Here is a 13,973-nt window from a genome sequence, read left to right on the forward strand (position 1 = left end):
AATACTATTTTATATAAAATGTATAAATAATACGAATTAACAAACTATTTGTTGGTTTTGTTTATTTTTTTAAACAAAAATCTTAGAGGTGTAAGGTAAGTTCGTTATAGTACCCAAAAAGAAATAGTTTGAGTTAATTTATTTAAAAAATATGAGTTTAACATTTCTTTCCTGTAACGTTCGCCTTTTGTTCGAATATTTCTTCTTATATTAGAAAATTATTATCAAAAAGCGAACACATTATTCTTAAAATTTGTTATTATGATTTTGAACCGAACTGATGGAAATGAAATCAGTTTTTATCTATTTAAAAAACGAACATTCAGGAGGGAACCATGACGCTTCACGTTGCGGTAGTGATGGGATCGACCAGTGACTGGCCGGCAATGAAAGAGGGCTATGCCATCTTAGAGGAATTGGAGATTTCAGCCGAAAAGCGAATTATCTCGGCTCACCGGATGCCAAATGAACTCCAAGAATTCGCCCAAACTGCTCGGCAAAATGGGATTGATATTATTATTGCTGGTGCCGGCGGTGCTGCTCATTTGCCAGGAATGTTAGCCGCTAATACGACCATTCCAGTGATTGGGGTCCCAATGAAGTCCAGCAACCTGAATGGGATGGACTCATTACTAAGTATCGTGCAAATGCCAAGTGGAATTCCCGTTGGGACGATGGCAATTGGTGCTTCTGGTGCCAAAAACGCTGCTCTTTATGCCGCTTCAATCTTGAGTTTACAAGATAAGATGATTGCTTCGCGCTTGGCCAAGTACCGCCAAGCTCAAACTGAAAAGTCAATTGTCAGCCAGGAGGACTTGAAATGATCGGTGAAAGCCATTATGTAAAACCTGGGCAAACGATTGGGATTATCGGTGGCGGTCAATTAGGCCAAATGATGGCCTTTTCTGCCAAACAGATGGGTTATAAGCTCTTGGTTTTAGACCCAACGCCTGGATGTCCAACTGCGCAAGTCTGTGATGACCAAATTATAGCGGAATATGACGACCAACAGGCCTTGCAAGAATTAGCCGACCGGTCAGATGTTTTGACTTATGAGTTCGAAAACGTTAGCCAAGCAGCCTTGAACAAACTCCAAAATGCCTATGTTCCTCAGGGAGTTCGCTTACTAGAAATTACCAGTGACCGGATCCAGGAAAAGACCTTTATCCGTGATGAAGCGAAAGTCCCAGTGGCTGGCTTTGCCAAGGTAAGCTCACCACAAGAACTCGACCAAGCCATCCAAGAGATTGGCTTGCCAGCAATTTTAAAGACGGTTTCTGGCGGTTATGACGGTCATGGTCAGTTTGATTTGAACGATGAAGCTGATGTAGCAAAGTTGAAAGAAGACTTCCCCGCTGGAATTTTAATCTTGGAAGAAAAGATTAACTTTACCAAAGAAGTTTCCGTCATGGTTACCAAGACTGCCCAAGGGAACTTGGTCACTTGGCCAATTTCTGAAAATGTTCACCAAAACCACGTTTTGAAAACCTGCGTGATTCCAGCGACTATTCCAGACCAGATGAGTGGTCGGGTTCACGAAATTGCCAAGACGGTCGCTGATGAATTGGACCTACGTGGTGCTCTTGGGATTGAGCTTTTCGTTGATGAAGAAAGTGGTCAAATTTGGGTTAATGAATTAGCCCCACGGCCACATAACTCCGGTCACTATACGATTGAATCTTGTGATATTTCGCAGTTTGATGGTCATATCCGCAGTATTGTTGGCTTGCCAATTCCAACAATCCGTCAATTCGACCAGGCGATGATGGTCAACTTATTAGGTGATGAATTGACCACGGCCAAGGAAGCTTTGCCAGACCATCCCGGTTGGCACTTCCATGACTATGGCAAGGCAGACATTAAGCCTGGTCGAAAGATGGGCCACATCACAGTCGTTGGCCAAGCTAACTGCCAAGACTTGGCAGACTACGTTACACAAATGAAGTAAAGAGGGAAAAACAATGGGACAAGAAGTTGAGTTTGCCGGCCAAGTAATTACACAGGGCGACTTGTTATACCAAGGAAAGGCCAAGCAGGTCTTTGCTACTAGTGATCCTGAAATTTTATGGATGCACTACATGGATCAGGTCACGGCTTTGAACGGGAAGGTCAAAGAAGACTATGCCGGTAAGGGTCAGTTAAACAGTAAGATATCCACCTTGCTGTTTGAATACTTGAAAGACCAGGGGATTACCCACCACTGGTTGACCTCGGTTTCGGATAACGATGAATTGGTTCGAAAAGTTGAAATTATCCCGCTTGAAATTGTGACCCGGAATGTCACAGCCGGCCACTTTGTCAGCCGGTTTGGGGTTGAAAAGGGGATGACCTTAGACCCTCGTGTCCAAGAGATGTATTACAAGTCAGATGAATTAGACGACCCTTTTATGAACCAGTCTCAGGCTTTGTCATTAAAGATTGCTACGCAAGAAGATATGGACTTTGTCTTTAGGATGGCCGACCAGGTCAATGCCTTGCTGGTTGATGTCTTTTCAAAGATTGATATTCAATTGATTGACTTCAAATTGGAATTTGGCCGGGTTGCGAACGGCGACTTAATTTTGGCCGATGAATTATCACCTGACAACATGCGTTTGGTTGATAAGAAGACGGGTAAGTCCCTTGATAAAGATGTTTTCCGCCAAAAGCAGGGTGACTTGCGTGTTGGCTATGAAGATGTTTTGAACCGCTTAGAAAAAGTTTTGAAGAAGTAAGAGGAAAACCCAATGTATTTGGCAAAAATTTACGTAACTTACAAGCCATCAATCTTAGACCCACAGGGTGTCGTGATTAAGTCTGCCTTGGAACGGTTGGACTACCAGGGAATCGAAGATGTGACCCAAGGAAAGTACTTCCAAGTCAAGCTTTCAGGTGACTCAAAGGAAGCAGTCGCTAAGGAAGTTGAGGACTTGGTCAAAGAGTTGTTGATCAACCACAACACTGAAACTTATACCTACGACTTAGAAGAACTTTAAGGAGAACCGGTGATGAAAGCTGCAGTAATTACTTTTCCAGGATCAAACTGTGACAAGGATATGTACTACGCCTTGGAATCATTTGACTGTGAAGTTGACTTATTAGATGACCAGGCTAGTGACCTAGCTGAATATGATGCCATCTTCTTGCCTGGTGGTTTCTCATACGGAGACTACCTTCGTTCAGGGGCGGTTGCCAAGTTTTCGCCGGCCATGGATGCTGTTAAAAAGGCAGCTGATAACGGTCAATTGGTAATTGGTATTTGCAATGGCTTCCAAATTTTGACGGAAGCTGGTTTACTGCCAGGACAGTTATTGGTGAATGAACAACCAGGTTTTATCTGCGACGAAGTTAATTTGACCGTTGAAAACAACCAGTCGGCCTTTGCCAACCAGTTGGACAAGGGGCAAGTGATCAAGGTACCAATCGCCCACGGTGAAGGAAATTACATTGCTGATGAAGCCACTTTGAAAGAATTAGAAGCTAACAACCAGGTCATCTTCCGTTACCAAGAAAACGTGAACGGGTCAATGGACCGGATTGCCGGTGTGATGAACAAGGCTGGCAATGTCTTTGGAATGATGCCTCACCCAGAACGAGCTGTTGATGCCTTGACTGGTAACGACCAGGGGCGGGCCTTCTTTGAAAGCTTATTAGCTGCTAAAAAAGTACAAGCTTAATGTTTTTGTTTGGTAAAGGAGAGAAACAATGACAACTGCACCGGTAAATCCGATGGCCAATGAACCAAGCCCAGAAGAGATCGCCGACCAGCGGATTTACGCTGATTGGGGTTTGACTGACCATGAATACGATTTGATTGTGAAAAAATTGGGTCGTAAGCCAAACTATACAGAAGCTGGTATTTTTTCTGGAATGTGGTCAGAGCACTGCTCTTACAAAAAATCGAAGCCGGCCTTACGGAAGTTCTGGTCAAAAAATGACCGAGTCTTGCAAGGGCCTGGTGAAGGGGCTGGAATTTTGGATATTGGCGACGGCCAAGCGGTTGTCTTCAAGGCTGAAAGTCACAACCACCCATCCTTTGTTGAACCCTATGAAGGGGCTGCGACGGGTGTTGGGGGCATCCTTCGAGACATCTTTTCGATGGGTGCCCAGCCAATTGCAGTCTTAGATTCCCTTCGTTTTGGTGAATTAGATGATTCTAAGACCCGGCAAATCGTCGATGGCGTCATTGCTGGAATTGCTGGTTACGGCAATGCCATTGGGATTCCAAACCTTGGTGGTGAAATTGCCTTTGATGATTCTTATAAGGGAAACCCACTGGTGAACGTGATGTCCGTTGGTTTGGTTGACCAATCAGCGATGCAGGTTGGTCAGGCCAAGGGTTCAGGGAACACCATTATTTATGTTGGGGCTAAGACTGGTCGTGATGGGATTAACGGTGCAAGCTTTGCCTCTGCTGAATTTTCGTCAACTGAAGAATCAGACCGGTCAGCTGTCCAAGTTGGTGACCCCTTCTTGGAAAAATTGGTGATGGATGCCACGATTGAAGCCATTCAAAAGTATGGCGAAAGCATTATTGGCATCCAAGACATGGGGGCTGCTGGCCTTTTGTCATCAAGTTCTGAAATGGCTTCCAAGGCTGGAACTGGAATCGAATTGAACCTTGACTTGGTTCCCCAACGAGAAGACGCTCTAACACCATACGAATTAATGTTGTCCGAATCCCAAGAACGGATGCTTTTGGTTGTGAAAAAGGGTGAAGAACAACCAGTAATCGACTTATTTAAGAAGGTTGGTTTGGATGCGGTTGCGATTGGAAAGGTAACCGATGATAGCCGTTACCGTTTGGATTTTCAAGAGGAAACGGTTGCCGATGTTGATATCGACTTCTTAACTAACGCCCCAGAACCAAAGTTAGAACAAGTGGAACCAGTTCGGATTAAAGAAGCTGACCAAAACCAGTACCAGCCAAAAGTAACAAAACCGTCTGAGGTTTGGCAAGACTTGTTGGCCCAACCAACAATTGCTTCCAAGGCCAGTCTTTTCCGCCACTTTGATTCCCAGGTCCGTGCCGACACGGTTGTTAAGCCGGGGGGGGATGCCGGGGTAACTCGGATTCGCGGCACAAAGAAGGCCTTGTCGATGACTACCGATGTTAATAGTCGTTATATGACCTTAGACCCGAAGGTTGGCGGTAAGATGGCAGTTGCTGAAGCCGGCCGGAACCTGGTTGCGACCGGGGCTTTGCCAATTGGAATGACGGATTGCTTGAACTTTGGTTCGCCTGATAATCCAGAAGTTTATTATGAACTCCACCAAGGGGTTGAAGGCTTGTCAGAAATGGCCCAAAAGTTGAACACACCCGTTATTTCAGGGAACGTTTCCTTGTATAACGAAACTGATGAAAAGGCGATTATGCCAACGGCAATGGTCGGCATGGTTGGTTTGGTGGAAGATAACCGCCATATCACGTGGGCTAACTTTGAAGAAGTTGGTGACTTAATTTACTTGGTTGGTGAGACCAAGGATTCCTTTAACGGGTCAGAAATCCAAAAGATGCAAACTGGTGCAATCGCCGGTAAGCTCTTTGACTTTGACGAAGACGCTGAAGTAGTTAACCAGAAGGCAGTTTTGGCTGCTATCCAAGCAGACCTGGTTGTCAGTGCTCATGACTTGAGCGAAGGTGGCTTGGCGGTTGCTTTGGCTGAAGCTGCTTTGACGAAAGGCTTTGGCTTTGAAGCGGACTTTGCCGGCACAACGGCCCAGGTCTTTGCTGAAACGTCAGGACGGTTTGTTTTGTCAGTTAAGGCTGAAAACCAAGCCAAGGTCGAGGCCGTTTTGGCCGAATCACAGGCAACTTTTGCCAAGTTAGGCCAAGTGACCACCGACGGTCAAATGAAGATTCAAACTAATGATGGGCAATTGAACCTAGCAACTAAGACAGCTAAGGACCGTTACCAAAATGCAATTCCTGAACTGATGGCTGAATAGAGGTAGGAAAAATGGAACAGTATCTGAATCAAGTGACGGGTCAAGCCGCCTATTCCTCTTTGAATGAAGAATGTGGAATTTTTGGCGTTTGGGACCGGGAAAATGCGGCTAACCTAACGTATTATGGCTTGCATGCCCTCCAACACCGTGGCCAAGAAGGGGCAGGCATTGTCGCCAATAACGGTGGCCACCTCTGGCAAGAACGTGGAATTGGCCTTGTTGCCGATGTTTTTTCAGACCCCCGGCGCTTAGAAGCATTGCAAGGCAAGGCCGCGATTGGCCACCTCCGCTATGCGACTGCTGGTGCTCACGGCATTGAAAACATCCAACCTTTGATGGCCAATTTCCATGATATGCAAATGGCCCTGGCCCACAATGGAAACTTAACCAATGCCAAGACCTTGCGCAACCATTTGGAAGAAGAAGGGGCGATTTTCCAATCATCTTCTGACTCTGAAATCATCTTGCACTTGATTCGTCGGTCAAAAGCTGAAACCTTTGATGACAAAATCAAAGACGCTTTGAATCAATTGCGTGGTGGCTTTGCTTTCTTGTTGTTGACGCCCCACGCTTTGTACGCGATGTTGGACCCACATGGTTTCCGGCCCTTTGTTGTTGGTCAAATGCCAGACTCTGGCAGCTATGTGGTGACCTCTGAAACCGCTGCTTTGCACGTGGTTGGTGCCAAGTATGTCCGCGACGTCCAACCGGGCGAATTGATTCGAATCGACCAAGATGGGATGAAAATTACCCACTTTACCGATAAGACGACATTGGACGTTGACGTGATGGAGTACGTTTACTTCGCTCGTCCCGACTCTGATATTCATGGTATTAATGTCCACCAAGCTCGGAAGCGGATGGGGGCATCTTTGGCCAAGGAGCAACCGGTTTCGGGCGCTGACATTGTCGTTGGGGTGCCAAACTCAAGTTTGAGTGCTGCTTCGGGCTACGCTGAAGCGGCTGGGTTGCCAAATGAAATGGGCTTGGTGAAAAACCAATACATTGCCCGAACCTTTATTGAGGCCACCCAAGACAAGCGCGAACGGGCCGTGCGGATGAAGCTGTCGGCGGTTGAAGCGGTTGTCAAAGGGCAAAACGTGGTTTTGGTCGATGATTCTTTGGTTCGTGGAACAACTTCTCGCTATATCGTCCGGATGCTAAAAGAAGCGGGTGCTAAGTCAGTCCACGTCCGGATTGCTAGCCCGGTCTTCAAGTACCCCGCTTTTTACGGCATTGATGTTCAAACTCGGGCTGAATTGCTTGGTAACGACCACTCACTTGCCGAAATGACCGAAATCATTGAGGCCGATTCACTGGCCTTCTTGAGCACCGACTCATTAATCAAGTCAATCGACCTGAAAATTAAAGACGGTAAGTCTGGTTTGACGACCGCCTACTTTGACGGTCATTACCCAAGCCCAATTTATGATTACAGTCCTGAACTAAAAGAAGAAGCGAAGACTGGCGAAGTGACCTTTGACGAAGAGCCAAAGACGACTTACCACCCAGTCAACGCTGCAGAAGACCAGTGGGCTGAACAAGGAGCACATTAATGGCAGAGAAGGCCAACGCATACGAAAATGCCGGTGTTGATATTGAAGCCGGTAACCAAGCGGTCAAAATGATGTCGACCGCTGTCAAAGAAACTTATACACCAAACGTTTTAGAGGGGCTTGGTGGCTTTGGTTCTTTGTACGCCTTAGATTCTAATCTGAAAGAGCCAGTTTTGGTCAGCGGTGCTGATGGTGTTGGCACGAAGTTGTTGCTTGCCATCGCGGCTAAAAAGAATAACACCATCGGCCAGGACCTGGTCGGCATGGTTGTCAACGACATCTTGGCCCAGGGGGCTAAGCCAGCCTTTATGCTCGATTACTTAGCCGTTGATAAAATGCGGCCAGCTGTCGCAGCCGAAATCGTGACTGGGATTGCCAAAGCCGCTAAGGAAGCAGAAATCGCCCTGGTCGGCGGCGAGTCCGCCGAACTCCCAGGCCTGTACCAAGAAAACCACTACGACCTCGCCGCCTTTGCTGTGGGTGTGGCTGATAAAAGCCACTTGCTGAACCACAACGATGTCCGAGAAGGCGATGTTTTGATTGGCTTGCCATCTTCTGGTATCCATTCTAACGGTTATTCTTTGGTCCGGTCAGTCCTTGGCATCCATGAAAATGCTGAAGACTTTAATAGCCTTCCGGACGACTTGCAAGCTCAAGTCCTTCAACCAACCAAGTTGTACACCAAGGCGGTTTGGCCTTTGATTCAACAGGACTTGGTGAAGTCCGCTGCCCACATTACCGGTGGTGGTATCGTGGAAAACTTGCCACGGGCTTTGTCAGCTGAGGTTTCTGCTGAAGTTACCTGGGGATCATGGCCAATTTTGCCAATCTTTGACCACTTGCAAAAAGCTGGTAACTTATCACTCGAAGACATGTTGTTGACCTTTAACAATGGGTTGGGAATGGTTTTGGTGGTTGCTGCTGGGGATGCCAAAAATGTTTTGGCTGACTTGCAAAAACGTGGTCACCAAGCCTACCAAGTGGGTCGCTTGATTAAAAAGCAGGCCGGTCAAGAGAGCGTTGTCTTTACTGGGGAGGCACCATGGCCAAGCAAGTAAATAAAACAGCCCGGTTGGCAGTCTTTGCTTCTGGGAAGGGAACCAACTTTACGGCCTTAGAACAGGCAATCGAAGACCAAAAGCTGGCAGCACAAATCGTTTTGGTGGTGGTTGACCACCACGATGCGCCGGTGATTGACCGAGCCAAAGCCAAAGATATCCCGGTCTTCAAAGTCGCCTACCGCGACTTTGAGACCAAGGCGGCGGCCGAAGCTGCCATTGTGGCAGAGTTGCAGTCTTACGGTGTTGATGGGATTTTGTTAGCCGGTTATATGCGGATTTTAACTGACACCTTGTTGTCGGCCTTTCCCAAGAAAATTGTGAATTTGCACCCGGCCTTATTACCTAAGTTTCCAGGTCGTCACAGTATTGAAGACGCCTATGAAGCCGGTGTTTCTGAGACCGGTGTGACCGTTCACTTTATCGACAACGGGATTGATACTGGACCAGCCATCGCCCAACAGGCGGTACCGCGCTACCCAGAAGATTCGTTGGCTGACCTAGAAGAACGGATTCATGCAGTTGAACACAAGTTGTATCCAGCAGTGCTGGCACAATTATTAGAAGAGGGAGTATTTGTACAATGAAACGAGCATTGTTAAGTGTTTCAGATAAGACTAACTTGGTCCCATTTGCTAAGAAGCTAGTCGACCTTGGCTTTGAATTGGTCTCAACTGGTGGAACCCATAAGGCCTTGGCTGATGCTGGCTTGAAGGTGATTGGCATTGAAGAAGTAACTGAATTTCCAGAAATGCTTGATGGCCGGGTGAAGACTCTACACCCTCGCGTTCATGGGGCCCTGTTGGCCCGGCGTGACTTGCCAGAACACATGCAAACCTTGAAAGACCACAATATTACCCCAATCGATATGGTCGTGGTGAACTTGTATCCCTTTAAAGAAACGATTTCAAAGCCAGATGTAACCGATGCGGATGCGATTGAAAACATTGATATCGGTGGTCCTTCGATGCTCCGTTCTGCGGCTAAGAACTTCGCAGCAGTTTTGCCAGTGGTTGACCCAACCGACTATGATGCTGTCATCGAACACTTGCAGGCTGATGATATCGACCAGGCTTTCCGCCGGCAATTAGCTACCAAGGTCTTCCAACACACTGCGGCTTACGATGCCCTGATTGCTAGTTACTTGACGGAAAAGGAATTCCCGAACCAATTAACGGTTTCTGGTGAGAAGTTTGCCGACATGCGGTACGGGGAAAACCCAGACCAAAATGCTGCCGTTTACAAGGGTGGCATGCCAGAAGATTACTCAATCTTGAACGCCAACATCTTGCATGGCAAGCAATTGTCTTACAATAATATCCGCGATGCGGATGCCGCTTTGCGGATTATCGCTGAATACGAGGACACAACGGTTGTGACCGTTAAGCACATGAACCCAGCCGGAATCGGCCAGGGTCAGACAATTGAAGCTGCCTGGGACCAGGCCTTTGCTGCTGATAATATTTCAATTTTTGGTGGCATTGTGGCGTTGAACCGGGAAGTTAATTTGGCAACGGCCGAAAAGATGCATGCCATTTTCTTGGAAATCATCATCGCACCAAGTTTTACGGATGAAGCCTACGACGTTTTGGCTAAGAAGAAGAACTTGCGCTTGTTGACAGTGCCGTTTACGACTGACGTACCAAACCGCACGGAAGTAACCAGTGTCTTGGGTGGTTTTGTCGCCCAAGACCGGGACCTGTTGAGTGAAGAAGAGGCCGATTTTAAGGTCGTTTCTGACAAGCAACCAACAGCTGCTCAATTGCGGGCAATGGTCTTTGCCCAAAAGGCCGTTAAGCACACCAAGTCAAATGCTATTGTGGTCGCACGTGATGGTCAAACCCTTGGGGTTGGGGCCGGTCAGCCAAACCGAATCGACTCCGTTAAGATGTCAATTCAAAAGGCAGCTACCAAGCAAGGGTTTGACGAAGCTGTTTTGGCTTCTGACGCCTTCTTCCCAATGGATGATTCGGTTTCATATGCTGCCGAACACGGCATTACAGCGATTGTTGAACCGGGTGGTTCAATCAAAGACCAAGATTCAATTGATAAGGCCAATCAATTAGGGGTTGCCCTGGTATTTTCTGGTCGTCGTCACTTCAAGCACTAAGCAAGAGGAAAAGTTTACATGGCAAAGGTATTGGTGATTGGTTCTGGGGCTCGTGAACACGCCCTGGCACAGACATTTTTGAAAAGCTCACAGGTTGACGGAGTCTTTGTGGCACCCGGTAACGACGGGATGCAAGATGAGGGACTCACTCGGTTGGCCATTTCGGCAACCAATTTGGCTCAATTGGTCCAAGCAGCTCAGGACAACCAGGTTGATTTAACCTTTGTCGGCAATGAAGATCCTTTGATTGACGGGATTGTCGATCGGTTTCAGGCCGCAGGGTTAAAGATTTTTGGTCCAAACGCTGTTGCCGCCCAACTCGAAGGGTCAAAGACCTTTACCAAGGATTTGCTTTCTGAAAATAATATTCCCACTGCCAAATCAGTTACGGTTGAAGGCCAGTTGGCTGCCCAACAGGCCTTAGACCAGTTTGACTGGCCGGTAGTCTTCAAGTTAGATGGTCTGGCCCTTGGTAAAGGGGTTACGATTATTGAAGACCAGTCTTCAGCCGATGAATACTTGCAAAGCCTGTATTCTAAGGATGCTACTGCCAAGTTAGTCATCGAAGAATTTATGAACGGGGTTGAATTTTCAATCTTTTCATTAGTTGGTAAGGACGGCCAAGTGGTACACGCGCCAATGGCCCAAGACCACAAGCGCCGTTATGACCATGACCGTGGTCCCAATACCGGGGGGATGGGGGCGTACAGTCCCTTGGCTTGGCTCCGTGACCAAGATGCCATCCAAGCCATTGACGAACTGGTAACGCCGACTCTTCAAGCAATGGCTGACCGTGGTACGCCCTTTACCGGCGTCTTGTATACTGGGGTGATGTTGACGGCTGCTGGTCCAAAGGTGGTTGAATTCAACGTTCGCTTCGGGGACCCCGAGGCCCAGGTTGTTTTGCCCCAGCTTCAATCTGATTTTTACCAGTTGGTTTTGGATTTGTTGGATGGTAAAAAGCCTACAGCAGTCTGGCAAGAAGATGAGGTATACTTAGGGGTAGTGCTAGCGGCGCCAGGGTACCCAACGGCCACCGAAAAGGGTGGAAAAGTGCCGGGTGTCGCCGACTTATCCCCATTGGCAGTCAACTATGCTGGGGCCAAAGCAAGTGAGACTGGCCTGGTCGCTAATGGCGGCCGGGTGGCCACTGTGATTGCCCATGCAGTCAACACCAAGGCCGCCCAAGAAGCGGTTTACTCCCACTTGGATGACCACCACGGTGACCTGGTTTACCGTCATGATATTGGCCACTGGGCCCTTGATTTAACAAGAGAGTAGAGGATTTTTCCGATGAAAACCGATATCGAAATCGCACAAGAAGCCGAAGTTTGGCCAATTAGCCAAATTGCCGAAAAAGCTGGCTTGCAAAGCCAAGAAATTGAACCTTACGGTTTTGATAAGGCCAAGATTAACTTGGATTCCGCCGTTGCCCGTAAGGATTCCTTGGGCAAATTAATTCTCGTGACCTCGATTAACCCAACTCCAGCCGGGGAAGGTAAGTCGACGGTCACGGTTGGCTTGGCGGATGCCTTACAGTTGGCTGGTAAAAAGACGATGATTGCCTTGCGTGAACCTTCTTTGGGCCCTGTGATGGGCTTGAAGGGTGGCGCCACTGGTGGTGGGTATTCCCAAGTCGTGCCGATGGCTGATATTAACTTGCACTTTACCGGTGACTTTCATGCTTTGACCAGTGCCCATAATACGCTGGCGGCCGCCTTGGATAATAGCATTTACCAGGGGAACCCCCTGCAAATCGACCCTCGCCGGGTCTTGTGGAAGCGGGTCTTGGACATTAACGACCGGGCTTTGCGCCATACGACAATTGGCTTAGGTGGGCCAACTTCAGGTGTGCCTCGAGAAGATGGTTTTGATATCACTGTCGCTTCTGAATTAATGGCGATTTTGACCCTTTCAACTGACCTGCAAGACTTGAAGCATCGGGTCGAAAAGATTGTTGTTGCCTACAACTACGATAAAGAGCCATTAACGGTCCAAGATTTGGGTGTTGCTGGGGCTTTGACTGTCTTGTTAAAGGATGCAATTAAGCCGAACTTGGTCCAAACCTTGGCTCACACGCCAGCTATTATTCACGGTGGTCCCTTTGCCAATATTGCCCAGGGAACCAACTCCGTTCAAGCAACCAAGACGGCCTTGAAGTTGGCCGACTACGTTGTCACGGAAGCTGGCTTTGGTGCTGACCTTGGTGGTGAAAAGTTTATGGACATTAAGGTGCCAAAACTTGGCAAAGCACCGGATGCAGTCGTGGTAGTTGCCACTGTCCGGGCTTTGAAGCACCACGGGGGCGCAGCCTTAGCTGATCTTAATTATGAAAACTTAGACGTCTTGCGGGCCGGCTTGGAAAACCTTGGTCAAAACATCAAGGCCATGCAGCGCTATGGCAAGCCGGTGATTGTCGCCGTTAATCGCTTTACGGCGGATACAGAAGCAGAAATCAAGCTAGTGGAAGACTTTGTCCGTGATGCGGGCGCAACCGCCTATATGGCCGATGTCTGGGCCCAGGGTGGTGCTGGTGCGAAAGACTTGGCCACTGCTGTGGTTGAAACGATTGACCAGACTGCCGGTGTCGACTTTAAGCCGTTGTACCAAGCAGATGATGCCGCCGTTGATAAGTTGACTAAAATTGTTCAAAATATTTACGGTGGCGCTGAGGTTGAGTTATCCAGCAAAGCCTCCAAGCAGCTGGCAGACTTTGCTAAGCACGGTTGGGACAAGTTACCAATTGTAATGGCTAAAACCCAGTATTCTCTATCAGATGAACCTAAGAAGTTGGGGGCTCCGAAGAACTTTACTGTTCACATCCGTGAGTTTGTGCCAAAGCTTGGTGCGGGTTTCTTGGTGGCCTTGACTGGGTCAATCTTGACCATGCCAGGTCTACCAAAACACCCGGCTGCTCTTGATATTGATATTGATGAATCCGGCCAGATTACTGGCTTATTCTAAATTTTAAAGAATGCTCGTTGAGTATTCTTTTTTATTTACAAATAAAATTAAAAAAAGGCTTGTCTAATTATTTTCTCATGTTATAATTTATTTATCATTTAAAACAACGACCTTGAAAGGAGACCGATTATGACAAATGCACACTTTTTCCAAAAGAATACCATGACTGCTCCAAAGGCGTTGTTGCTCAGCTTGCTTAGTCTATCCTAGTAAGCTGGTTTTTGAGTTGTTGGCTACTAGGAAGAACCCTAGTAGCTGTTTGAAGGAAAAGGTCCTGACAGTTACAAACTGTCAGGACCTTTTTTATTTGATAAGGAGAAGAATTATGGATGTGAAGAGACCTGCCAGTGTTGCCGA

12 protein-coding genes are annotated in these 13,973 nt (G+C 47.5%); all 12 read left to right on the top strand.

Annotated features, from left to right (window positions below):
* Nucleotides 1-335 precede the first annotated feature (335 nt).
* From purE to AC5162_RS03210, 12 genes are read left to right on the top strand one after another with little or no spacing between them, the layout of a single operon-like run.
* Nucleotides 336-824 carry a 5-(carboxyamino)imidazole ribonucleotide mutase gene (purE, locus tag AC5162_RS03155; protein WP_496533796.1) on the top strand — a complete coding sequence of 163 codons (489 nt, stop codon included), beginning with the start codon at nucleotides 336-338 and terminating at the stop codon, nucleotides 822-824.
* Nucleotides 821-1,948 (top strand): 5-(carboxyamino)imidazole ribonucleotide synthase, encoded by a 1,128-nt coding sequence (gene purK / locus AC5162_RS03160; protein ID WP_496533797.1) that lies wholly within the window; start codon nucleotides 821-823, stop codon nucleotides 1,946-1,948. The genes purE and purK overlap by 4 nt, the downstream gene beginning before the upstream one ends.
* A 13-nt stretch (nucleotides 1,949-1,961) precedes the next feature.
* On the top strand, nucleotides 1,962-2,714 hold the full coding sequence (locus AC5162_RS03165) for a phosphoribosylaminoimidazolesuccinocarboxamide synthase (protein WP_496533798.1): 753 nt from the start codon (nucleotides 1,962-1,964) through the stop codon (nucleotides 2,712-2,714).
* Between the two features lie 12 nt (nucleotides 2,715-2,726).
* The gene (gene purS / locus AC5162_RS03170; protein ID WP_496533799.1) at nucleotides 2,727-2,975 is read left to right on the top strand and encodes a phosphoribosylformylglycinamidine synthase subunit PurS; all 249 of its coding nucleotides are present in this window, start codon (nucleotides 2,727-2,729) and stop codon (nucleotides 2,973-2,975) included.
* 12 nt (nucleotides 2,976-2,987) lie between these two features.
* A complete protein-coding gene (purQ, locus tag AC5162_RS03175) occupies nucleotides 2,988-3,656 on the top strand; it encodes a phosphoribosylformylglycinamidine synthase subunit PurQ (protein WP_496533800.1) in 669 nt (222 codons plus the stop codon).
* Nucleotides 3,657-3,684: 28 nt separating this feature from the next.
* A complete protein-coding gene (gene purL / locus AC5162_RS03180) occupies nucleotides 3,685-5,928 on the top strand; it encodes a phosphoribosylformylglycinamidine synthase subunit PurL (protein ID WP_496533801.1) in 2,244 nt (747 codons plus the stop codon).
* Between the two features lie 11 nt (nucleotides 5,929-5,939).
* Complete coding sequence (purF, locus tag AC5162_RS03185) at nucleotides 5,940-7,484, top strand: amidophosphoribosyltransferase (RefSeq protein WP_496533802.1); 1,545 nt, start codon at nucleotides 5,940-5,942, stop codon at nucleotides 7,482-7,484.
* Nucleotides 7,484-8,542: a phosphoribosylformylglycinamidine cyclo-ligase gene (gene purM, locus AC5162_RS03190; RefSeq protein ID WP_496533803.1), complete on the top strand. Its 1,059-nt coding sequence runs from the start codon at nucleotides 7,484-7,486 to the stop codon at nucleotides 8,540-8,542. Before purF ends, purM begins: the two co-directional genes overlap by 1 nt.
* On the top strand, nucleotides 8,527-9,129 hold the full coding sequence (gene purN, locus AC5162_RS03195) for a phosphoribosylglycinamide formyltransferase (protein ID WP_496533804.1): 603 nt from the start codon (nucleotides 8,527-8,529) through the stop codon (nucleotides 9,127-9,129). The genes purM and purN overlap by 16 nt, the downstream gene beginning before the upstream one ends.
* Nucleotides 9,126-10,652: a bifunctional phosphoribosylaminoimidazolecarboxamide formyltransferase/IMP cyclohydrolase gene (gene purH / locus AC5162_RS03200; RefSeq protein WP_496533805.1), complete on the top strand. Its 1,527-nt coding sequence runs from the start codon at nucleotides 9,126-9,128 to the stop codon at nucleotides 10,650-10,652. Before purN ends, purH begins: the two co-directional genes overlap by 4 nt.
* A gap of 18 nt (nucleotides 10,653-10,670) precedes the next feature.
* Nucleotides 10,671-11,933, top strand: a complete 1,263-nt coding sequence (gene purD / locus AC5162_RS03205) for a phosphoribosylamine--glycine ligase (RefSeq protein WP_496533806.1) — start codon at nucleotides 10,671-10,673, stop codon at nucleotides 11,931-11,933.
* Between the two features lie 12 nt (nucleotides 11,934-11,945).
* Nucleotides 11,946-13,616 carry a formate--tetrahydrofolate ligase gene (locus AC5162_RS03210; protein ID WP_496533807.1) on the top strand — a complete coding sequence of 557 codons (1,671 nt, stop codon included), beginning with the start codon at nucleotides 11,946-11,948 and terminating at the stop codon, nucleotides 13,614-13,616.
* Nucleotides 13,617-13,973 lie beyond the last annotated feature (357 nt).

Source organism: Fructobacillus sp. ChS1-6f1-1-27 (genome assembly GCF_059579415.1).

Bases quoted from the DNA above. Each gene is read 5' to 3' on its own strand.
- purE (WP_496533796.1), top strand. From the start codon at position 336: ATGACGCTTCACGTTGCGGTAGTGATGGGATCGACCAGTGACTGGCCG.
- purK (WP_496533797.1), top strand. From the start codon at position 821: ATGATCGGTGAAAGCCATTATGTAAAACCTGGGCAAACGATTGGGATT.
- AC5162_RS03165 (WP_496533798.1), top strand. From the start codon at position 1,962: ATGGGACAAGAAGTTGAGTTTGCCGGCCAAGTAATTACACAGGGCGAC.
- purS (WP_496533799.1), top strand. From the start codon at position 2,727: ATGTATTTGGCAAAAATTTACGTAACTTACAAGCCATCAATCTTAGAC.
- purQ (WP_496533800.1), top strand. From the start codon at position 2,988: ATGAAAGCTGCAGTAATTACTTTTCCAGGATCAAACTGTGACAAGGAT.
- purL (WP_496533801.1), top strand. From the start codon at position 3,685: ATGACAACTGCACCGGTAAATCCGATGGCCAATGAACCAAGCCCAGAA.
- purF (WP_496533802.1), top strand. From the start codon at position 5,940: ATGGAACAGTATCTGAATCAAGTGACGGGTCAAGCCGCCTATTCCTCT.
- purM (WP_496533803.1), top strand. From the start codon at position 7,484: ATGGCAGAGAAGGCCAACGCATACGAAAATGCCGGTGTTGATATTGAA.
- purN (WP_496533804.1), top strand. From the start codon at position 8,527: ATGGCCAAGCAAGTAAATAAAACAGCCCGGTTGGCAGTCTTTGCTTCT.
- purH (WP_496533805.1), top strand. From the start codon at position 9,126: ATGAAACGAGCATTGTTAAGTGTTTCAGATAAGACTAACTTGGTCCCA.
- purD (WP_496533806.1), top strand. From the start codon at position 10,671: ATGGCAAAGGTATTGGTGATTGGTTCTGGGGCTCGTGAACACGCCCTG.
- AC5162_RS03210 (WP_496533807.1), top strand. From the start codon at position 11,946: ATGAAAACCGATATCGAAATCGCACAAGAAGCCGAAGTTTGGCCAATT.